Here is a 20,332-nt window from a genome sequence, read left to right as displayed (position 1 = left end):
TCAGTCTCCGGCGAGGCGACGGGCTTCCACCGTGATCGGCAGGCTCGTGCCCTCGGCCATCTCCGGCAGCGCGAGCTGCCAGCCGTTGGCGAGCGTGACCGTGCCGCCCCACAGGCCCGGCAGTTCCTGGCTGACGATGGGTTCCTCCAGGTCCTTCTTCGGCACATAGGCCGACAGCGCGCCGGACGAGGTCTTGCGGATCATGACTTTCATGCGGCGCTCTCCAGGGAAGCGGTGGGTTCCAGAAGCGGGGCGAGCGCACGCACGATGGCGGCGATCGCGGTATCGATGTGCGCCTCGGTCGTCGTGCGGCCGAGCGAGAAGCGGATGCCGCCCCGGGCATGCGCGGGGCTCTCGCCCATCGCGAGCAGCACGTGGCTGGGCTGGGTGCCGCCGGCGCTGCAGGCCGCGCCGGAGGAGGCGACCACGCCGGCGCGTTCGAGGCGGGTGAGCACGGGGTCGGCATCGAGCTCGGCGAAGCGCAGGCACAGCGTGTTGGGCACACGCGGCGCGGCGCGGCCGACGACGTGGACGCCGGGCAGCGCGTCGAGCAACGCGACTTCGAGCCGGTCGCGCAGGCGCGCGAGGCGTTCGAGTTCGTGGGGCAGGTCGGCCGCGTGGGCGTCGCAGGCCGCGGCGAAGCCGGCGATGCCGGCGAGGTTCTCGGTGCCGCCGCGGCGCTGGCGCTCCTGGCGGCCGTGCAGCAGCGCCGGCAGCGCGAGGCCCTGGCGCACGACGAGCGTGCCCACGCCCTTCGGCCCGTTCAGCTTGTGCGCCGAAGCGCTGAGCAGGTCGATGCCGCTGCCCGCGAATCGGAAGGGGCTCTTGCCGATCAGCTGCGTCGCGTCGACGTGCAGCCAGGCGCCCGCGGCGTCGCAGAGGGCGACGGCTTCCGCGAGCGGCATGCACACGCCGGTTTCGTTGTTCGCGCCCATCAGGCTGAGCAGCGCCACGTCCGGGCCGAGCGCGGCGCGCAGCGCGGCGAGGTCGAGCCGGCCGGTGCCGTCCACCGGCACGCGCGTCACCGGCACGCCCTGCTGCTGCAGGTGCGCGGCCAGCGCCATCAGCCCGGGGTGCTCGACGGCCGAGAGCAGCCAGCGCCGCCGGCCCTCGCCCGCGCGCGACTGCAGTGCGCCGAGCACGGCGTGGTGGTTGGCCTCGGTGGCGCCGCTGCCGAGCACCAGCTCGGCGGGCTTGCAGCCGAGGAAGGCCGCGATGCGCGCACGCGCCTGCGCCATCGCCTGTCGCGCCGCCTGACCGGGTACGTGGGTCGACGACGGGTTGGCCCAGTGCTCGGCCTGCACCTGCGCCATCGCCTGCAGCACGGCCGGCAGCGGTGGCGTGGTGGCGTTGTGATCCAAGTAGACCGTCATGGCCAGTACACCCGGCTCTCGTCCGCACAGACGATCTCGAGCGCCGACCTCAGGTCGCGCGTGCCGCACACCGGCCGCCACGCCGCGGACGCATGGTCGCGCGCGTGCAGCAGCCAGCGGCCGGCGGGCAGCGGCTCGAACCAGGCGATGTCGATCTCGCCGCCTTGCGGGTCGATGTTGCGCGAGCAGTTCGGGCTGACGATCTTCCAGCCCTCGCCTTCGCGCTCGACGTGCGGGCGCACGTAGCGGTAGCGCAGCCGCTCGCGCAGCGAGCGCTGGATGCGCGCCGCCTCGAACGCGACCACGCGCTGCGCATTCACGGCAGCGCCTCCATCACGCCGGGGCGCGGGCCGGGCGCGGCGGCGCCGCGGGGAGTGATCTCCTCTTCCAGGCAGCCCAGCACGACGAGGCCGAAATCGACCAGGTACAGCGGCACGTTGGCCTCCTCGTGCCGGCCCACCTGCACGATCTCGCCGGGGCCGCCGGCGGCGATCAGCAGTGCGTCCTCGGGGATGTCGGGCAGGCTGCCGTCGTTGTAGAGGTCGACGGCGGCGGTGACCTCGAGGCCCCAGTCGTAGCGGGGCAGTCGGATCTCGGGCGGCAGGTTCGGCGTGCTCATGGCGTTCTCCTAGCGCAGGTCGTTCAGGCGCGCGACGTCATCGCCCAGCCGCTCCTGCAGCAGCGCGATCACCTCGGGCGGCAGATGGTCGAGCGTGCACAGCTCCTTGGCCCGCATCCCCACCTGCACCCGGCTGTCGACGAACTCGACGGCGTAGATGTAGAACTGCTGCAGGAAGGTGCCGATCGAGCGCACGTAGCCGATCTCGCCCTTGTTCACGAGCACCTCGCCGATGTCGCGGCCGGTGTAGGTGCCGTCGTTGCGGATCACGCTGCGGCTGATCACCCGTTCGCCCATGCCGAAGCGCGGCGGCGCGGCGATCTCGATCACGTCGTCGTCACGGGCGATGTCAGCCATGCGCGGCCTCCTCGGTGCGGCGCGTGGCGACGGTGTGCGCCACGATCACGTCGGCGTCGCCCTCGAGCAGGTGCAGCAGCGCGAGCGGCAGTCGTTCGGCGACCACGCGACGCACCACATCGGCCGGGTCGTCGACGAGGCGCAGCAGCGCGGGCATCGGCAGGCGCCGCGCGACCTCGCGGCGCACCTGCGCATCGGCGTCGCCGGTCATCGTGTGCAGCAGCGCGGCGGGCAGGCGGCGCGCGACGGTCTCGCGCACCTGGTAGTCGGCGTCGGCGCGCATCGCCGGCAGCTCGGCCTCGGCCAGGCGCTGCGCGACGCGGATGCGCACCTCGCGGTGCGGGTCGCTGCGCATCCGGCTCAGCCAGCGCTGCGGGATGCGCAGCGCGACCTGCAGGCGCACGGTCTCGTCCGGGTCGTTCACCAGGCCGGGCAGCAGGAAGATCTCGGCATGCCGCGCGGCGATCGCCCGCACCTCGAAGTACGGATGCGTCAGGTGCCCGCCGGCCAGCGCCGGGTGGGTGCGGAAGAAGCGGTCGATGCGGCGCGCGTAGGCGTCCTGCATGCAGCTGTGGCCGGGGCGGCAGCCGCCTTCGGCCTGCAGCGCGTGGTGCGCGCAGGCCGCGCAGTCGACCGGCTGGCCCAGCCAGTCGCGCACCGGGATGTCGTTCCAGGCGGCGGCGCTGCTGTCCATGGTCGTGCCTCAGGCCGGCAGCATCCCGGTGCGGGCCATCGCCCAGGCGGCGGCGCCGGAGGCGTAGGCGGCGGCGCGCTCGTCGTCCGCACCGACCAGCGCCCGCACGCGCACGGCTTCGAGCAGCGAGCCGCCGACCCGGTCGTCCGGGTCGAGCGCGGCCAGCAGCGCGAGGGCGTCGCGCGCCTCCACCTCGTCGGCCAGGCGCAGGCTGAGGTAGGCGTAGCCCTTGAGCACGAAGAGGTAGAAGCGCGAGCGCGCATCGGTCTTCGCGTCCGGCAGCGGCTGCTTGGGCACCTCGCGCCAGACGCGCGGCAGGCCGAGCGCCTCGGCCGCGACCACGAGCGCGCGGCGCGCCACGTCGCGCGCCGGCGCGAGCCGGTGGCCGTAGAAGTGGTGCCGGTACAGCGCGATCAGCACCGCCGGATGCTCCGGCGCGAGCGCCTGCGCGCGCATCAGCGCGAGCATCGCCGCCGGCGGATCGCTACTGCGGCAGGCGCCGGCCTCGGCGAGTGCGGCCTCTGCGGCCGGACTCAAGCCGTGACCCAGCACCGCGTCGTCGAAGCCGTCGGCCGCATGCATCTCAGCCTCCCATGGCGGCGATCGCCGCCCTCGGCGCCTGAAGCACGCAGGCCAGACCAAGCTCCCCGCCGCGGAACCGGCTCTGCCGGTCCGCCGGCGGGCGGCCCCCTCGGGGGGTAGCGAACGAAAGCGAGCTTGGGGGCTCCATGTCACGCCTTGACCATGCGCTTGATCGACCCCACGGACACCGCCGTCTCTGCCGGCGGCGCCGCCTCGCTCGAGCTCGAGCAGCCGCAGGCCGCCTGGTTCGGGTTGATGAAGGCGAGACCGGCGGAGGTGGGCGTCTCGGTGAAGTCGATCGTCACGCCGTCCAGCAGCAGCCGGCTCTGCGCCGGCAGGAACAGGCGCGTGCTGCCGACCAGCACCTCGGCATCACCCTCGCGCAGCGCGGACTCGACGCTGAACTCGCTCGAGTAGCCCGAGCAGCCGCCGGGGGTCACCGTGAGGCGGAAGCCGCCGGTCGGGTGCTCGGAGAAACGCACCATGCGGCGGATGAACTTCTCGGCGGCGGGGGTGACTTCGATACGGGGCGTGAGCATGGTCAGGCTTTCTTGATGCAGCCGTCGACGGGGCAGACCGCGATGCACTGCGGTGCATCGAAGTGGCCTTCGCACTCGGTGCACTTGGCCGGGTCGATGATGAAGGTGCCGCCCTTCTCGCGGATCGCGACGTTGGGGCATTCGGGCTCGCAGGCCGAGCAGCCGGTGCACATGGAGGCGATGATCTTCAGGGCCATGGCGGTCTCCTTGTCAAAGAACTGGCTAGGCAGCGGCGGCCTGTTCGCCGCCGGTGTAGGCACCCTGTCGGATGCGGGCATCGCCGCGCGCCTGGTGCACGATCTCGCCGCGCGCGAGGCGCTGGCGGTAGTCGGCGAACCAGGACAGCGCGGCCTTCTCGATGAACTCGTGCGCGTAGGCGTCCACCGGCTCGATGCCGGCGGCCTTCAGCTCGTCGCGCGGGCAGGCGCCGATCTTGGACACCAGCACGGCATGGCAGTCGTTGATCGCGTAGACGATGGAGGGCAGCTGCTCGTCCTCGCCGTAGCCGCCCTGGCAGTAGAGGTCGACGCGGCGGTGGCCGACGAAGAGGGCTTCCTTCGCGCTCACCTCGAAGATCTGGAACTCGGTGGCGTGGCCGAAGTGCTGGTTGACCTTGCCGCCGCCTTCGGTCGCCACGGCCACCAGCACCTTGATGTCGCCGCCGGCGAGCGACTCGTCCCACGCGTCGGCCAGTGCATCCACCTTGGCCTGGTGCTGCGCCTCGCGCTCGGCCTCCACCTTCTGCTGGTAGGCACGGCGCTTGTCGATGTCGTAGACGATTTCCATCTGCTCGATCTTGTCGAGCGTGAACTCCTCGCTGCGGTCCTCGCCCAGCAAACCGACCGCATCGGCGCGGCATTGCCTGCAATGCCGCATCAAGTTCGCGCCGCCGGCGCAGGCGTCCTGCACGGCCTTGAGTTCCTGCGCGCTCGGGCCGCGCTGGCCCGTCAAACCGAAGTGCGTGCCGTGTTCGGGCTCGCTGATCAGCGGCATGATGTTGTGCAGGAAGGCGCCGCGCTTCTTGACCTCGCGGTTCACGTCGATCAGGTGCGCGTCGTTGATGCCGGGGATCAGCACCGAGTTGATCTTGGTGAGCACCCCGCGCGCGGTGAGCATCTCCAGGCCCTTCATCTGCTGCTCGTGCAGGATGCGGGCGGCCTCCACGCCGGTGACGCGGCGGTGGTCCCAGAAGATCCACGGGTAGATCTTGGCGCCGATCTCGGGGTCGACCATGTTGATCGTGATCGTCACGTGGTCGATGTTGTGCTTGCAGATCTCGTCGACCATCTCCGGCAGCGCGAGGCCGTTGGTGGAGAGGCACAGCTTGATGTCCGGCGCCTTCTCGGTGAGCTGGCGCATGGTCTCGAAGGTCTTCTTCGGGTTGGCGAGCGCGTCGCCCGGGCCGGCGATGCCCAGCACCGTCATCTGCGGGATCTCGCTGGCCACCGCGAGCACCTTCTTCACTGCCTGGTCGGGCGTGAGCTTCTGGCTCACGACGCCGGGGCGCGATTCGTTGCTGCAGTCGTACTTGCGATTGCAGTAGTTGCACTGGATGTTGCACGCCGGCGCGACGGCCACGTGCATGCGCGCGAAGTGGTGGTGCGCCTCTTCCGAGTAGCAGGGGTGGTTCTTGACCTTGTCCCAGATCTCGGCGGGCATGTCGTCCGGGCCGCCCGAGGAGCCGCAGCTCGACTTGCCCGCGCCGCCGCTGCTGCCGCAGCCGCCGCCGGTGGCGGGGGTTTCGATCGTCGGGCTCAACACGGGGCGACCCTTGCGCAGGTCGCCGATCGACACGAAAGCCGCATTGCTCATTCCGCACCCCGCCATCCGTTCGTGATGCGGTCTGCATTGCGAGAGCTGTGCCAAGCGCCGATGCCAATCGCATCAAGCACTTAGCGCTGCCGGCCGGGTGCGGCCGGCTGTGCGGATCACGACAAAGCCGACACCGGCGCGAGGTGGCGCCGCAGCCCGGCCTCGCCGGCGCGCATCACGCCGGCGTGGTTCCAGCGGAACAGCGGCGCCAGCAGCGGGGCGAGCCAGCGCATCCAGGAGCGTGTCGGCTCGACCCGCCAGACATAGGTCACGTCGGTCCAGCCCGGGCCGGCGCGCAGGAGCCACAGGCCCTCGCCGTGCAACTGGCCGCGCGAGCGGCCGCGCAGGCGCTCGTGGCGCACCGACTCGATCGCCTCGACCTCGATGACGATCTCGTAGGGCAGCAGCGTGCCCCAGCGGATGCGGCGCAGCGCACCGATCCCGTCGGGCGCGCCGGCGCGCAGGATCTGCACCTCGCGCACGTGCGGCCACCAGCGTGGCCAGCCGTCGGGGTCGGCCAGGGCGGCCCAGACGGGCTCCACCGGTGCGGGGATGCGCCAATGGCTCACCAGGTCGAATCGGGTCATGGTGGGGCTCCTCGGCCCGGACGGGACATGCCGCGGCGTACGGCCCGCCGGCCGGCGCGGATTCAGGGTACGGCCTCTTCCCCCCCGGGCGCCGCAGGGGATTGAATCCAGTCCGGACGTCCTTCCGTAGCGCCGACATGCCTTCCTCCGACCCCGACACCGACCCGTTGCGCCTGGGCCGCGCCCAGGCCCGCGGCATCCGCCGCCGGCTGATGGAACGTGTCGCCGATGCCGACACCACGCACCTGACCGTTCCCGCCGAGGGCGGCGACTGGCAGCCTTTCCTCGACGGCGTGCAGATCAAGGTGCTGCGCGAGCACGAGGGCGTGCTGTCGTACCTGCTGCGGCTGGCGCCCGGCGCGGCGCTGCCGCCGCACCGGCACCCGATCGACGAGGAATGCGTGGTGCTGGAAGGCCGGCTGCAGGTCGGCTCGCAGCTCGAGGTCGGCCCGGGCGGTTATCACCTGGCGCACCGCGGCGCGCTGCACGCCTCGGTGCGCAGCGACACCGGTGCGGTCATCTTCCTGCGCGGCGCGGCGCCCGGGGTGGAAGACCTGATCGGTTGAATCCAGCCGGCGCGCGGCTGCGTAGAGCCCGCGATCGGAGACATCCGGCCCGCGCGCCGGGAAAGGCAAGGTGGCTGCATGAACGCTGCAAGCATCGAACCGGGCGAGCCCGGTCCCGATCCGGCGTTTCCGCTCGACCCGCTCGACGACCCCGAGGCCCTCGCGCATGGCGCTGGCGAGCCGGTGGCGGACGAGGGCCCCGGCCCGCGTGCCCTGCCCGCCGCCGCCGACGAGGCGCAACTGGTGCGCTGGCTGGAGGCCGTGGTCGAGCAGGACGAGCGGGCGCTGGCGGCGCTCTACGACGCCACCGTCGCGCGGGTCTACAGCCTGGTGCGGCGTATCGTGCGGCGCGAGGCGCTGGCCGAGGAGGTGGTGGAGGACACCTACTTCCAGGTCTGGCGCCAGGCACCGCGCTTCGACCCGGCGCGCGGCGCGGCGATCACCTGGCTGCTCGCGATGGCCCGCTCGCGCGCCATCGACGCGCTGCGCCGCGAGGCGCGCTTCCGCCACGAGGCACTGGACGACGGGCCCGGCACCGAGGTCGCCGACGAGCGTGCCGGCCACGACGAGCTGCTCGAGCTGGCCCGCCGGCATGCCGACCTGCACCAGGCGCTGCTGCAACTCGGCGCCCAGCCACGCCAGCTGGTCTCGCTCGCCTTCTTCCGCGGCCTGACCCACGAGGAGATCGCCGACCACACCCGCCTGCCGCTGGGCACGGTGAAATCGCAGATCCGCCGCGCCTTGCAGACCTTGCGCCAGATCCTCGGCGACGAGTGCGCCTGGGCGCTGGCGTCCTGAGCCGCGCCATCAGGAACCGGCCATGAACAAGCCCGACACCCCGCTGCCCATCGTCCCCGCACCCGAACCGATCGACCCGGCGCTGGCACCGCTGCTGAGCCTGGTCGACACCGCCCCGGCGCTGCCCGCCGACGCGCTGCGCGCTCGCCTGCTCGGCCGCCTGGCCGCCTCGCGCGCCGCCGCGCAGGCCATGGTGACGCGCCGCATCGCGCGCTGCGCCCCGCTGGCGCTGGCCGACGGCGTTCAGGCCGTGACGCTGTACGAGCACGACGCGGGCGCGCGGCTGCGCCCCGGCGAGCCGCTGCGCGCGCGGCTGATCGACCTCGCGCCCGGCGCGGCCTGGGCCGGCCCGGGCCCGGGCGTGCACCGCGAGTGGCTGGTGCTGCGCGGCTGCGTCACCCTGGGCGAGGCGACGCTCGGCGAGCGCGACTACCACGTCGACCCTGCCCCGGCGGCGACCGCGCGGCTGGCCTCGGCCGAAGGCGCCCGGGTGTTCCTGCGCGAGAGCGACGCGCCCGCCGGCCCCGGCGACGTGCCCTTCACCGTGCACGACGCGCAGGCCGGCTGGCCCGAGTTCGCAGCCGGCATCCGGCGCCGCGTGCTGTGGCAGCGCGACGGGCAGGCCGCGCTGCTCTACCTCGCGCAGCCCGGCGCGAGCGTGCCGCTGCACGACCATGGCCACGACGAGGAATGCCTGATGGTGCGCGGCGAGCTGTTCCTCGACGACCTGCTGCTGCGCGAGGGCGACTACCAGCTCGCCCCGGCCGGCACCGGGCACCGCATCACGGAGACCGACACCGGCGTGGTGATCTATGCTCACGGCGACCTGGACCTGCGCTTCCGCTCCTGAGGAGCGCCCCGTGCCGCGATGATCTTCCGCCAGCTCTTCGAACCCCTGTCGAGCACCTACACCTACCTGATCGCCTGCGAGCACACCGGCCAGGCGCTGCTGATCGACCCGGTGGTCAACAGCCTGGAGCGCGACCTGGCCGTTCTGCACGAACTCGGCCTGACGCTCGCCCTGACGCTGGACACCCACATCCACGCCGACCACATCACCGGGGCCCGGCACCTGAAGGAGCGCGTCGGCAGCCGCATCGGCATGCCGGCGCTGGAGCGACTGCCCTGCACCGACCTCGGCATCGAACACGAGCAGCTGGTGACGCTGGGCAGCCTGTCGATCCGCCCGCTGCACACGCCCGGCCACACCGACGGGCATTTCGCCTACGTGGCCGGCGAGCGCGTGTTCACCGGTGATGCGCTGCTGATCGACGGCTGCGGCCGCACCGACTTCCAGAACGGCAGCGCCGCCGTGCTGTACCGCAGCGTGACGCAGACGCTGTTCGCACTGCCCGAGGAGCAGCTGGTCTACCCGGGGCACGACTACCAGGGCCGCCGCGTCTCCTCGATCGGGCAGGAGAAGGCGCGCAACCCGCGCCTCGGCCAGGGCCGCAGCCAGGCCGAGTTCGAGGCCCTGATGGCCGGGCTGAACCTGCCCTACCCGAAGTTCATCGACCACGCCGTGCCGGGCAACCGGCAATGTGGCGTGTGCCCGACCGACCTGCCGGAGCAATTGCAGGCCTATTGCCACCGCATGACCGAGAGCACTCAGGGCTGAGCCCGGGCGCGCGGGTGTCCCTGCGGACACCCGCGGTTCAGAACGACACGGTGCGCGCGTCGACGTCGATGTGCACCGACGCACTGCCCAGCAGCGTGGTCGCCGCGCGCGCGAACTCGAGCCGCAGCGCCTCGTCGGCCTCGAATCCGCGCGCGCCGATCGCCTCGGCCAGCACGACCAGCTTGTCCCGCGTCAACACCTTGCCGAGCGGGTTCGTCGGTTCGCATTCGTAGGCGACGAAGCGGTCGTCGAGCCAGCGGCGCGCGTCCTCGACGGCGCCGGGTGCAGCGCCTTCCGGCACGTGGCAGTGGATGTCGGTGGGGCCGAAGCTCAGGCGGACGGTCGGTCTCATGGTGGCGGCGGGGCGACGTGACGTGGACCACAGTCTACGCAGTCGGGCGGCCGCGGGCTCAAGATCGGCGCCGGCCGGCCGACAACCGAGCAAGCCGTCCCGGCCCCCCTGCCTGCGAGCGCCGATGTCTTCCGCCTTCATCCCCAGCGGCATGGCCGCCATCGAGAGTGAAATCGACCACGCCCGCCGGCGTGGCCCGCTGCAGCAGATCGTGGTGCCGCCCTGCCCCGAGCTGCTCACCCGGCTCGAGCGGGTCATGGCGACGGTCGAGCCCGACCTGAACGAGGTCGCGCGGATCGCCCAGGCCGACGTGGCCATGGCCGCCACGCTGATCCGCCAGGCCAACGGCGCGTTGTTCGCCGCCGATCCACCGGTCTCGTCGGCCGGCCAGGCGATGAACCGGCTCGGCCTGCAGCGCAGCGCCGCGCTGATGCGCGCCTTTCTTGCACGCCATGCGATTCCGGTGCGCAGCCCGCTGCTCGAGGGCTTCTGGGAGCACTCGACGCAGCGCGCCGAGACGCTGGCCTGCATCGCCCGCCACCTGCCCGGGCTGTCGCCCGACCTGGCCTACGGCTTCGGACTGTTCTGCCACGTCGGCCAGCCGGTGCTGATGCAGAGTGTGCGCGGCTACGCCGGCACGATGATGGAGGCGCGTGCGCGCCGCGACCGCAGCTTCGTCGAGACCGAGAACGCCAACCACCGCACCGACCATGCCGTGGTCGGCGCGCTGACGGCGCGCTGCTGGCACCTCGCCGCGCCGGTGGTGGCGGCGATCCGGCTGCACCACAGCCTGGAGTCGCTCGGCCAGCCGGGCATCGAACCGGAGGTGCACACGCTGCTGGCCGCCGGGCTGGTGGCCGACATGCTGGTGGCGCGTCAGAACAGCCTTCCGCCCGAGCCGGAGTGGGCCCGCTTCCACCCGGCGGCGCTGGACTGGCTGGGCATCGCCGCGGCCGACATCGACGCCTGGCGCGACGAACTGGCCGAACGCGCGGTGCTGGCCTGAAGCGGCAAGCGCCAGCAGGCCGAGGGCCGAGGCGAGGACCGGCTCAGCGCAGCAGCCTGACGCTGCGTGCCGGCCGCTTCAGGGTCACCTTGGCCTGGCCCGTCGGCCCGGCCACCTGCACATCGATGCGCTGGATGCGTCGGTAGGCCTCGAACAGCCCGACGTCCAGGTTGCGCAGCTCACCCGGCCGCGCGCAGCTGAACTCGTAGTCGGCATCCAGGTCGGCGTGTTCGTCCTTGGCCGCGGCGCCGGCACCGGGCTCGAGCACGGGCGCTGACACCTCGGCCCGGCTCAGGCTGCATTGCGCGGCGGCATCCGCCGCAAACAGGGGCGGGGCGCGGTCCGGACTGCGCAAGCGCGCCAGCATGTCGGCGGCAGCCTTGCGCTCGGCCTCGGTGCGAGGGGCGCGCTCGAAACCGAGCAGGTTGTCCAGCGGCGCCTGCATCGCGATGGTCAGCGTGTGGCCGTCGACCGCCACGTCGAGCCTCAGGGCGCCGTGTTCGTGCGCCTTGCCGGCCGCCCGTGCCGCGCTGCCGCAGGTGCAGGCGACCGCCAGTGCCAGCACCATGGCCGGCCGAATGCAATGGGTTCGATCCATGGATGCTTCCGGAAGAAGTGCGAGCTATGGGCGGGAAGCCGGTCTGCGGCCCCCCAGGCTACCCCAGGCAAAGAAAAACGGGCTGGATGCCGAAGCATCCAACCCGTTGACCCTGTCGCGATGAGTTGGCGCGGCTGGCAGGATTCGAACCCACGACCCCTTGGTTCGTAGTTTCGGCCACACCGCTAAGTTGTTGATTTATCAGGGGTTGAAGCCGTCTGTTCCTATCCATTTTGCCCTGTTTTGGACAGTTCCGCCCAGGAAAGTCACCCAAAAGTCACCCAGAGAAGTTGCGAGCGAATCGCATTTGTCAGTAGGGTTCTCCCGATCGAACAGCAGCGCATCTTCACAGGCGCTGGACGGCCATCAACGGACCTCAGCCGTTTCGACGTGAGCGATCCTTCAACACTGGCAGCCGTCGGCCGCGTTTGCCTGCCAAATGGCGGCGAGCTCCGAAACCTGACGTTGACGGTCGCACGGCACAGCAGTCAGCTATATCCATGGAACCGCTTGATGGTTCTCAGATCCGTCCGTAGTCGCCCCAGGTTGGTGCTGGCGAATCTCGACTTTCTGGCCAGCCCCGCCATTACGCTTCAGGACCACTCGACTGTGGCCGAGAACATGTAGCCGGCGCCGTAGACCGTCTTGATGATCCTGGGATTTTGCGGATCGGGCTCGAGCCGCTTGCGCAGCCGCGAGATGCGAACGTCGATGCTCCGGTCCAACGGCGAAAGGTCGCGCGTGCCCTCGAGCTGTTCGCGCGTCAGTATCTGATGCGGCCGTTCAAGAAAGCAACGCAGCACCCGCGCCTCTGCCGTGCCGAGCACGTGCTGATCGCCGCTGGGACTGCAAAGCGTGTTGGCTGCGCAGTCGAGGGTCCAGTCGCCAAAGTGCGCAAAGCGGCGTTGGAGGCCAGGCGCTGCGCCTGTGACGCCGCCCGTGCCGCGGCGCCGCAGGATGCTCCGCACGCGCGCCACCAGCTCGCGCGGCTCGAAGGGCTTGACCACGTAGTCGTCGCCGCCGCCTTCGAGCCCCATCACGCGGTCGGCGGTGTAGCCGCGGCCAGTGAGAATCAGCACGCCGCAGTCGCAACGGCGAGCGATCTCGCGTACCAGCTCCATGCCGTCCATGTCCGGCAGACCGAGGTCGACGATGCACAGGTCGGGCCGCTCGGTCGCCAGCCGCCGCAACACCGCCGCGCCGTCGCGGAACTCTTGCGTGACGAATTCGAACTCCTGCAGGGTGCGTGCAACCTGGCGTGCCACATCGGGGTCGTCCTCGACGACGAACACCCGCGCGCGTTTGGACTCGTTCACAGATTCAACTGCGCGCGGGCTGGCGCAGCAGGTCGATCAGCTGTCGATGGGTGAAGGGCTTGGCCAGCATGGGCACGCCCTCCGGGCCACCGCCGGTCTCGCCGGGCGCGTAGCCGCTCATCAAGGCCACGCGCGGTACGTGCCGCGCCAGAGCGTGCCGGGCGACTTCTCGGCCATCCACCGGGCCAGGCATCACCACGTCGGACAACAGCAGCGCGATCTGCGGCGTCTGGTCCAGCAGCTGCAGCGCCTCGGCGCCGTTTTCCGCTTCGACGACCGCGTAGCCCAGGTCGATCAGCGAGCGCCGAACCACCTTGCGCACGTCGGGGTCGTCCTCGACCAGTAGCGCGAGCGCGAGTGCGGGCCCGGCGGCAGGCGCGGGAACGGCTGCGTCAAGGGAGTGGTCGACATCATCGGCGCGCTCGGCGCCCGCAGACACCTGCAGCCAAAACGACACCACGGTGCCGCGGCCTGGCGTGCTCGCGATGTCGATCGCACCGCCCGACTGGCGCACGAAGCCGTAGACCATCGACAGGCCCAGGCCCGTGCCAGCCCCTTGGCGCTTGGTGGTGAAGAACGGTTCGAAGACGCGCGAGCGTGTGGCGGCGTCCATGCCGTGGCCGTCGTCAGCGATGTCGATGCGCACATAGGCACCTGGGGCGGCATGCAGTTCGGCCGCGCGCTCGGGCAGCAGCACCGCCGGCGCGGCGCGCACCGTGATGCGGCGCGCGTTGGCGTCGCGCGAGTTGAGGATCATGTTGACCAACGCGTCCTGCAGTTGGCTGGCATCGGCCCAGGCCCGCAGCGGGGCCTCTCCGGCGTCGACCTCGAGCTTCATGCCGTCGGGCAGCGAGCGCCGCAACAGCTTCACCACCGTGTGCGCCAGCGGGCTGATGTCTACCGGTCCGGCATCCAGCGGCCGGCGGCGTGCAAAGCCGAGCAGTGCGCGGATCAGATCGGCGCCGCGCCGCGCGGCCGCCAGGGTCGGGTCCAGGAACTCTGCCGAATCCTCGCCATCACCCACCCGGTCCCGCAATGCGCTCAGGTTGCCGATGATCACGGTCAGCATGTTGTTGAAGTCGTGCGCGATGCCACCCGTGAGCTGGCCCAGGGCTTCCATCTTCTCGGCCTGCGCGAGCTGCTGCTGCGTGCGGCGCAGTTCGGTGAAGTCGAAGGTCAGCTCAAAGCATCCGATCACGCTGCCGTCGGACGCCCGCTCGGGCACGAGGGTCGTGCGCGCGGTGCGCGCGCGGCCGTCGACGCAGCGTACCTCGTACTCGTAGGTCACCGGCTCGCCGGCCAGCGCGCGCGCCACGTTGGGCCGGATCGCCTCATAGGTAGCGTCTCCCAGGTACGAGCGAGCGCTCACGCGGTCGAGCCGCTGAGGGTCCAAACCGAACCACTGCTGGTAGCCATGGTTGATGTAGCGATAGGTCTTGCGATGGTCGAAGTAGCCGATCAGCACCGGAAGGCTGTCGGTGATCAGCCGCATTTGAGCTTCCGACAGGCGAAGCTCCCTGGTGCGTTCGGCCACGCGCCGCTCAAGCTCCGCCGCGTCCTGCCGGATCTGTGCCTCGGCTTGCTTGCTCGCCGTGATGTCGGAGTACAGCGTGATGAAGCCGATGCCCGGCACCGGCACACCCTTGACCCGCAGCACCTGCCCCGACGGGCGCACACGTTCGAAGTCGTGCGGCTCGAAGCGGCGGGCGGCAGCCACGCGCTCGGCCACATGCGCATCGGCGTCGCCCGCACCGTATTCGCCGCGCGCGGCGTTGTGGCGGATGAAGTCCTCGAAGGGGGCGCCGGTGTAGGCGAGCGATGCGGGGAAGTCAAGCAGGCGCAGGAAGGCCTGGTTGCAGGCCACCAGGCGCAGGTCCTGGTCGATCAGCGTGAAGCCCTGGTCGATCAGGTCGAGTGCGGCCTGCAGCGACTCGTAGCGCGCGAGCCGGTCATCTGTGTCTGGCGTGGGCATGGCGTACGGCGCCTGGTGGCTCAGCGTGGGGTGAGGAAATTCTAGGAGCCCGGACTCGCATGCAACCGGTGACGCAAACATTCGTCATATTCGTTCGGAAGTGGTGCAAAGGTCATCGTCCATTCTTCTCCCCACGGCCTGCAGAGAGCCGATCAGCCAGGCAAAGGAGACAGACATGGCAGCCGCCACGCCAACGCCGAACCTCCGTTCGAGCCCTTATGCAAACGGGTTGGACAAGAACCCAGCCAACTACGTCGCACTGTCGCCGCTGAGCTTCATCGAACGCGCCGCCTGGGTTTACCCTGAGCACACCGCCATCGTCTACGGCCATTTGCGCCAGACCTGGCGCGTCACCTACGGGCGTTGCAGGCGTCTGTCGAGCGCGCTTTCGCGCCTCGGCATCGGCGCCGGCGACACAGTGGCGGCAATGCTGCCCAATGTGCCGGCGATGTTCGAGGCCCATTTCGGCGTGCCGATGTGTGGTGCGGTGCTCAACACGCTGAACACCCGGCTCGACGCCGAGGCGATCGCCTTCATGCTGCAGCACGGCGAAGCCAAGGTGCTGCTGACCGACCGCGAATTCGCGCCCGTGATCGGCAAGGCGCTGGCGATGATGGGCGACAGGCGCCCGCTGGTGATCGAGGTCGAGGACGACAGTGCGCCGGCCGGCGATCGCCTGGGCGAGATCGACTACGAGGCGTTCCTCGAGAGCGGCGATGCCGACGGTACCTGGCGACTGCCCGCCGACGAGTGGGACGCGATCGCGCTCAACTACACCTCGGGCACCACCGGCAACCCCAAGGGCGTGGTCACGCACCACCGCGGCGCCTACCTGAACGCCGCGAACAACGTGATCGCCTGGAGCCTGCCGCACCACCCGGTGTACCTGTGGACGCTGCCGATGTTCCACTGCAACGGCTGGTGCTTCCCTTGGACGATGGCGCTGGTCGCCGGCACCAGCGTCTGCCTGCGCCGCGTCGATCCGGCGCTGATCTTCCCGCTGGTGCGCGAGCACCGGGTGACGCACATGTGCGGCGCGCCCATCGTCTACAACATGCTGATCAACGCGCCGGCGGCGCGCGAGGGTTTCGGCCATGTCGTCAAGGGCCTGATCGCCGGGGCGGCGCCGCCAGCCGCCGTGATCGAAGGCTGCGAGGCGGCCGGCATCGAGCTCACGCACGTCTATGGCCTGACCGAGGTCTATGGCCCGGCGGCGGTCTGCGCCAAGCAGGAGTCCTGGGCTGGCCAGAGCGCCGAGGAGCGCGCCCGCCTCAATGGCCGCCAGGGTGTGACCTACCCGCTCCAGCAAGCCGTCACCGTGCTCGACCCCGACACGATGCAACCGGTGCCCGCCGATGGCGAGACCATTGGCGAGATCTTCTTCCGCGGCAACGTGGTCATGAAGGGCTACCTCAAGAACCCGAGCGCCACCGAGGAGGCCTTCGCCGGTGGCTGGTTCCACACGGGCGACCTCGCGGTGATGCACCCGGACGGCTACGTCAAGATCAAGGACCGCAGCAAGGACATCATCATCTCCGGCGGCGAGAACATCTCGTCGATCGAGGTCGAGGATGTCCTGCACCGCCACCCGGCGGTCATGCTGGCCGCCGTGGTCGCGCTGCCGGACGCCAAATGGGGCGAGGTCCCCTGCGCCTTTGTCGAGCTCAAGCCCGGCGCCCAGGCGAGCGAGCCGGAGCTGGTCGAATTCTGCCGCGGTCAACTTGCGCGCTTCAAGGTGCCCAAGCGCGTGGTCTTCGGCGAACTGCCGAAGACCTCGACCGGCAAGATCCAGAAGTTCCAGCTGCGCGAGCGGGTCGGTTCGATCTCGGCCATCGAGTGAGGCGCAGCATGGCACACGACTTCATCCTCGACACCCAGGGTCTGACCAAGGAGTTCGGCGGCTTCGCCGCCGTGCAGAACGTGGACCTGCGCATCCGCCGCGGCCACATCCATGCCCTGATCGGACCCAACGGCGCCGGCAAGACCACCGTCTTCAACCTGCTGACGAAGTTCCTGCAGCCCACGCGGGGCCGCATCACCTTCGACGGCCACGACATCACCGCGGAGAAGCCGGCGCAGATCGCGCGGCGCGGCGTCGTGCGCTCGTTCCAGATCTCGGCCACCTTCGGTCACATGAGCGCGCTGGAAAACGTGCGCGTGGCGCTGCAGCGCGGGCTCGGCACGTCCTTCCACTTCTGGCGCTCCGAGGCCAGCCTCGCCTCGCTCGATGCTCGGGCCCGGGAACTGCTCGACGCGGTGGACCTCGGATCGTTCGCAAGCACCCTGGCCGTCGAGATGCCGTACGGCCGCAAGCGCGCGCTCGAGATCGCGACCACGCTCGCGCTGGAACCGCAGCTGATGCTGCTCGACGAGCCGACCCAAGGCATGGGCCATGAGGACGTCGACCGCGTCGTCGAGCTGATCAAGCGGGTGTCCAAGGGACGCACGGTGCTGATGGTCGAACACAACCTGTCGGTGGTCGAGAAGCTCAGCGACGCCATCACCGTGCTGCAACGCGGGCAGATCCTGTCCGAAGGACCGTACGAGGTGGTGTCCAAGGACCCGCGCGTGCTCGAGGCCTACGTCGGAGTTGAAGCATGACCGCGACCGCAACCGCAACCGGCAACGAGATGCTGCGCATCACCGACCTGCACGCCTTCTACGGTGAATCGCACATCCTACATGGCATCGACCTGAGAGTGAACGAGGGCGAGCTGGTCACGCTGCTGGGCCGCAACGGCTCGGGCCGCTCGACGACGCTGAAGGCGGTGATGGGCCTGGTCGGCCGGCGCACCGGCTCGGTGATGTTCAACGGCAGCGAGCTGACATCGGTCCCGCCGCACCAGGCCGCACGCCTGGGCATCGGCTACTGCCCGGAGGAGCGCGGCATCTTTGCCGGTCTGTCCACCGAAGAGAACCTGATGCTGCCGCCCCAGGTCAAGAGCGGCGGCATGACGGTCGAGGAGATCTACGAGCTGTTTCCCAACCTGCTCGAGCGCCGCGCCAGCCCCGGCATGCGCCTGTCCGGCGGCGAACAGCAGATGCTGGCGATGGCCCGCATCCTGCGCACGGGGGCACGGTTGCTGCTGCTCGACGAGATCACCGAAGGCCTGGCGCCGGTGATCGTCAAGCGCCTTGGCGAAGTGATCGGCCTGCTCAAGTCGCGCGGCTACACCATCGTGCTCGTCGAGCAGAACTTCCGCTTCGCGGCGCCCCTGGCCGACCGCCACTACGTGCTGGAGCACGGCCGCGTCGTGGCCACCGTGCAGCGCGACGAGCTGGCCTCCAAGACCGAGATGCTGCACGAGCTGCTCGGCGTCTGACCCCTTTCCGCCACACCTTCGACAACCCACCACCGACCCTGGAGACACCCATGAAACGAACCGCCCTGGCTGCTGCCCTGTTCACCGCCTTCGCCGCGCCGGCGATGGCCCAGATCTCCGACAACGTCGTGCGCATCGGCGTGCTGACCGACCTGTCGGGCACCTACTCCGACCTGACCGGCGCCGGCGCGGTCTACGCCACGGAGATGGCGGTGGCCGACTTCATTGCCAAGGAAAAGCCGGGCTTCAAGATCGAGATCGTCTCGGCCGACCACCAGAACAAGGCCGACATCGCCGCCAACAAGGCGCGCGAGTGGTTCGAGAGCGGCAAGGTCGACACCGCCACCGAACTCGTCACCACCTCGGTGGCACTGGCGGTGATGGAGGTCGGCAAGGCCAAGAACAAGCTGCTGCTGATCAACGGCGCCGCCTCGACGCCGATCACCAACGAGAAGTGCAACGACGTCACGGTGCACTACACCTACGACACTTATGCCCTGGCCAACGGCACGGCCAAGGCGGTGACCAAGGCCGGTGGCAAGACCTGGTTCTTCCTGACCGCGGACTACGCGTTCGGCCACGCGCTGGAGAAGGACTCGACCAAGGTCGTCACCGACAACGGGGGCCAGGTGCTCGGCTCGGTGCGTCATCCCTTCCCCGGACAGGATTTCTCGTCGTTCCTCCTCAAGGCGCAGAGCTCCGGCGCGCAGGTGATCGGCCTGGCCAACGCCGGCAGCGACACCACCAACTCGATCAAGCAGGCGGCCGAGTTCGGCATCTCGAAGAAGCAGTCGCTCGCGGGACTGCTGATGTTCATCACCGACGTGCACGCGCTCGGCCTGAAGACCACACAGGGCATGTACCTGACCGACTCGTTCTACTGGGACCTGAACGACGAAACGCGCGCCTGGTCGAAGCGCTACTTCGACAAGATGAAGAAGATGCCCACCGGCATCCAGGCGGGCCAGTACTCGTCGGTCTACCACTACCTCTCGGCGGTCAAGGCGGTCAATTCCGACGACACGGCGAAGGTGATGGCGCAGATGAAGAAGACGCCGATCAACGACTTCTTCGCCAAGAACGGGAAGATCCGCGATGACGGTCGCATGGTGCACGACATGTACCTGGCGCAGGTGAAGACGCCCGCCGAGTCGACCAAGCCCTGGGACTACTACAAGATCAAGGCGACGATCCCTGCGGCCGAGGCCTTCCAGCCGCTGTCCGAGTCGCGCTGCCCCCTGGTGAAGAAGTAACAGGCTGCCTCGCAGCACGGTGCGGGCTGGGGCAGCCCGCGCCTTCATCCCCAAGAGGAGGAGCGACACATGGAGATCTTCGGCATTCCCAGCGCGTTGCTGGGCAGCCAATTGCTGGTCGGCCTGATCAACGGCTCGTTCTACGCCGTGCTCAGCCTCGGCCTGGCGATCATCTTCGGCCTGCTCAACATCATCAACTTCGCGCATGGCGCGCAGTACATGCTCGGCGCCTTCGTGGCACTGCTCGCGTCCAAGTACCTGGGTGTGAACTACTGGCTCGCCCTGCTGCTGGCCCCCCTGACGGTGGGCGTGCTCGGCGTGGTGATCGAGCGCACGATGCTGCAGCGCCTGCGCGGCCTGGATCACCTGTACGGCCTGCTGCTGACCTTCGGGCTGGCGCTGATCCTCGAGGGGCTGTTCAAGAACTTCTTCGGTGTCTCCGGCGAGTCCTACGAGGCGCCGGAGGCCCTGTCCGGCGGTGTCGACCTGGGCTTCATGTTCCTGCCGCTGTACCGCGGCTTTGTGGTGGTTGCGGCGCTCGGGGTGTGCCTGATGGCCTGGTACCTGATTGAGCGAACGTCGCTGGGCGCCACGCTGCGCGCCGCCACGCAGCGGCCTGACCTGGTGCAGGCGCTGGGCATCAATGTGCCTGTGCTGATCACGGCGACCTATGCGGTCGGATCCGCCCTGGCCGCCTTCGCCGGCGTGCTGGCGGCGCCGATCTTCCAGGTCAACCCGGTGATGGGTTCGAACCTGATCATCGTCGTCTTCGCAGTCGTGGTGATCGGCGGCATGGGATCGATCCTCGGTTCGATCGTCACCGGGCTCGGGCTCGGCCTGATCGAGGGTCTGACCAAGGTCGTCTACCCGGAAGCGTCTGCCGTGGTCATCTTCCTGATCATGGTCATCGTTCTGCTGCTCCGCCCCGCAGGGCTGTTCGGCAAGCAGGCTTGAAAGGGAGCGACGC

General features: G+C 70.0%; 25 protein-coding genes. 10 read left to right on the top strand and 15 right to left on the bottom strand.

Annotated features, from left to right (window positions below):
• The 11 genes from nifT to D9C15_RS22480 all read right to left on the bottom strand — a co-directional run bounded on the left by nifT (position 1) and on the right by D9C15_RS22480 (position 6,563).
• Positions 1–213: a putative nitrogen fixation protein NifT gene (nifT, locus tag D9C15_RS22530; RefSeq protein ID WP_128000722.1), complete on the bottom strand. Its 213-nt coding sequence runs from the start codon at positions 211–213 to the stop codon at positions 1–3.
• Entirely contained in the window at positions 210–1,373 is a 1,164-nt protein-coding gene (locus tag D9C15_RS22525) for a cysteine desulfurase family protein (RefSeq protein ID WP_128000721.1), read from the bottom strand. Before D9C15_RS22525 ends, nifT begins: the two co-directional genes overlap by 4 nt.
• Positions 1,370–1,693: a DUF3024 domain-containing protein gene (locus D9C15_RS22520; RefSeq protein ID WP_128000720.1), complete on the bottom strand. Its 324-nt coding sequence runs from the start codon at positions 1,691–1,693 to the stop codon at positions 1,370–1,372. The genes D9C15_RS22525 and D9C15_RS22520 overlap by 4 nt, the downstream gene beginning before the upstream one ends.
• Entirely contained in the window at positions 1,690–1,992 is a 303-nt protein-coding gene (locus tag D9C15_RS22515) for a nitrogen fixation protein NifZ (RefSeq protein WP_128000719.1), read from the bottom strand. Before D9C15_RS22515 ends, D9C15_RS22520 begins: the two co-directional genes overlap by 4 nt.
• Positions 1,993–2,001: 9 nt before the next feature.
• Positions 2,002–2,349 (bottom strand): nitrogen fixation protein NifZ, encoded by a 348-nt coding sequence (locus D9C15_RS22510; RefSeq protein WP_128000718.1) that lies wholly within the window; start codon positions 2,347–2,349, stop codon positions 2,002–2,004.
• Entirely contained in the window at positions 2,342–3,043 is a 702-nt protein-coding gene (locus tag D9C15_RS22505; protein ID WP_128000717.1) for a 4Fe4S-binding leucine-rich repeat protein, read from the bottom strand. The genes D9C15_RS22510 and D9C15_RS22505 overlap by 8 nt, the downstream gene beginning before the upstream one ends.
• 9 nt (positions 3,044–3,052) lie before the next feature.
• Positions 3,053–3,625, bottom strand: a complete 573-nt coding sequence (locus D9C15_RS22500; protein ID WP_128000716.1) for a hypothetical protein — start codon at positions 3,623–3,625, stop codon at positions 3,053–3,055.
• Positions 3,626–3,774: 149 nt separating this feature from the next.
• Complete coding sequence (locus tag D9C15_RS22495) at positions 3,775–4,164, bottom strand: HesB/IscA family protein (protein ID WP_128000715.1); 390 nt, start codon at positions 4,162–4,164, stop codon at positions 3,775–3,777.
• 2 nt (positions 4,165–4,166) lie between these two features.
• Positions 4,167–4,361: a 4Fe-4S binding protein gene (locus tag D9C15_RS22490; protein ID WP_128000714.1), complete on the bottom strand. Its 195-nt coding sequence runs from the start codon at positions 4,359–4,361 to the stop codon at positions 4,167–4,169.
• A gap of 25 nt (positions 4,362–4,386) precedes the next feature.
• Positions 4,387–5,976: a nitrogenase cofactor biosynthesis protein NifB gene (gene nifB, locus D9C15_RS22485; RefSeq protein ID WP_128000713.1), complete on the bottom strand. Its 1,590-nt coding sequence runs from the start codon at positions 5,974–5,976 to the stop codon at positions 4,387–4,389.
• Positions 5,977–6,092: 116 nt separating this feature from the next.
• Positions 6,093–6,563, bottom strand: a complete 471-nt coding sequence (locus D9C15_RS22480) for an SRPBCC family protein (protein WP_128000712.1) — start codon at positions 6,561–6,563, stop codon at positions 6,093–6,095.
• A 137-nt stretch (positions 6,564–6,700) separates the two neighbouring features.
• Between D9C15_RS22480 and D9C15_RS22475 the strand changes: the two genes are divergently transcribed.
• The 4 genes from D9C15_RS22475 to D9C15_RS22460 all read left to right on the top strand — a co-directional run bounded on the left by D9C15_RS22475 (position 6,701) and on the right by D9C15_RS22460 (position 9,545).
• Positions 6,701–7,129 (top strand): cupin domain-containing protein, encoded by a 429-nt coding sequence (locus D9C15_RS22475; RefSeq protein WP_128000711.1) that lies wholly within the window; start codon positions 6,701–6,703, stop codon positions 7,127–7,129.
• Positions 7,130–7,207: 78 nt separating this feature from the next.
• Entirely contained in the window at positions 7,208–7,927 is a 720-nt protein-coding gene (locus D9C15_RS22470; protein ID WP_128000710.1) for a sigma-70 family RNA polymerase sigma factor, read from the top strand.
• 22 nt (positions 7,928–7,949) lie between these two features.
• Positions 7,950–8,777: a cupin domain-containing protein gene (locus D9C15_RS22465; protein ID WP_128000709.1), complete on the top strand. Its 828-nt coding sequence runs from the start codon at positions 7,950–7,952 to the stop codon at positions 8,775–8,777.
• Positions 8,778–8,795: 18 nt separating this feature from the next.
• Positions 8,796–9,545, top strand: a complete 750-nt coding sequence (locus D9C15_RS22460) for an MBL fold metallo-hydrolase (protein WP_128000708.1) — start codon at positions 8,796–8,798, stop codon at positions 9,543–9,545.
• Between the two features lie 37 nt (positions 9,546–9,582).
• Here D9C15_RS22460 and D9C15_RS22455 read toward each other — a convergent pair whose 3' ends face one another.
• Positions 9,583–9,897 carry a hypothetical protein gene (locus tag D9C15_RS22455; protein WP_128000707.1) on the bottom strand — a complete coding sequence of 105 codons (315 nt, stop codon included), beginning with the start codon at positions 9,895–9,897 and terminating at the stop codon, positions 9,583–9,585.
• Between the two features lie 124 nt (positions 9,898–10,021).
• On the opposite strand from D9C15_RS22455, the gene D9C15_RS22450 reads away from it, so the two are divergent.
• Positions 10,022–10,903, top strand: a complete 882-nt coding sequence (locus tag D9C15_RS22450; RefSeq protein WP_128000706.1) for an HDOD domain-containing protein — start codon at positions 10,022–10,024, stop codon at positions 10,901–10,903.
• Positions 10,904–10,946: 43 nt separating this feature from the next.
• On the opposite strand, the gene D9C15_RS22445 is transcribed toward D9C15_RS22450, so the two are convergent.
• The 3 genes from D9C15_RS22445 to D9C15_RS22435 form a co-directional block, all read right to left on the bottom strand.
• A complete protein-coding gene (locus D9C15_RS22445; protein WP_240668528.1) occupies positions 10,947–11,501 on the bottom strand; it encodes a DUF2796 domain-containing protein in 555 nt (184 codons plus the stop codon).
• A 593-nt stretch (positions 11,502–12,094) separates the two neighbouring features.
• A complete protein-coding gene (locus tag D9C15_RS22440; RefSeq protein ID WP_128000705.1) occupies positions 12,095–12,817 on the bottom strand; it encodes a response regulator transcription factor in 723 nt (240 codons plus the stop codon).
• A gap of 4 nt (positions 12,818–12,821) precedes the next feature.
• Positions 12,822–14,870: a PAS-domain containing protein gene (locus D9C15_RS22435; RefSeq protein ID WP_240668526.1), complete on the bottom strand. Its 2,049-nt coding sequence runs from the start codon at positions 14,868–14,870 to the stop codon at positions 12,822–12,824.
• Positions 14,871–14,964: 94 nt separating this feature from the next.
• On the opposite strand from D9C15_RS22435, the gene D9C15_RS22430 reads away from it, so the two are divergent.
• From D9C15_RS22430 to D9C15_RS22410, 5 genes are all read left to right on the top strand, one after another.
• Positions 14,965–16,629, top strand: a complete 1,665-nt coding sequence (locus D9C15_RS22430; RefSeq protein ID WP_128000704.1) for an acyl-CoA synthetase — start codon at positions 14,965–14,967, stop codon at positions 16,627–16,629.
• An 8-nt stretch (positions 16,630–16,637) separates the two neighbouring features.
• Complete coding sequence (locus tag D9C15_RS22425; protein ID WP_128000703.1) at positions 16,638–17,390, top strand: ABC transporter ATP-binding protein; 753 nt, start codon at positions 16,638–16,640, stop codon at positions 17,388–17,390.
• On the top strand, positions 17,387–18,112 hold the full coding sequence (locus D9C15_RS22420; protein WP_128000702.1) for an ABC transporter ATP-binding protein: 726 nt from the start codon (positions 17,387–17,389) through the stop codon (positions 18,110–18,112). The genes D9C15_RS22425 and D9C15_RS22420 overlap by 4 nt, the downstream gene beginning before the upstream one ends.
• A gap of 50 nt (positions 18,113–18,162) precedes the next feature.
• Complete coding sequence (locus tag D9C15_RS22415; protein WP_128000701.1) at positions 18,163–19,365, top strand: ABC transporter substrate-binding protein; 1,203 nt, start codon at positions 18,163–18,165, stop codon at positions 19,363–19,365.
• A gap of 69 nt (positions 19,366–19,434) precedes the next feature.
• Positions 19,435–20,319 carry a branched-chain amino acid ABC transporter permease gene (locus D9C15_RS22410; RefSeq protein WP_128000700.1) on the top strand — a complete coding sequence of 295 codons (885 nt, stop codon included), beginning with the start codon at positions 19,435–19,437 and terminating at the stop codon, positions 20,317–20,319.
• Positions 20,320–20,332: the final 13 nt, after the last annotated feature.

Origin of the sequence: Piscinibacter defluvii, assembly GCF_004011805.1 — a bacterium.
Lineage (GTDB): Bacteria > Pseudomonadota > Gammaproteobacteria > Burkholderiales > Burkholderiaceae_C > Piscinibacter > Piscinibacter defluvii.
Note: the sequence above shows the minus strand (reverse complement) of the source record. Positions and strands in the feature narration are given on the sequence as shown.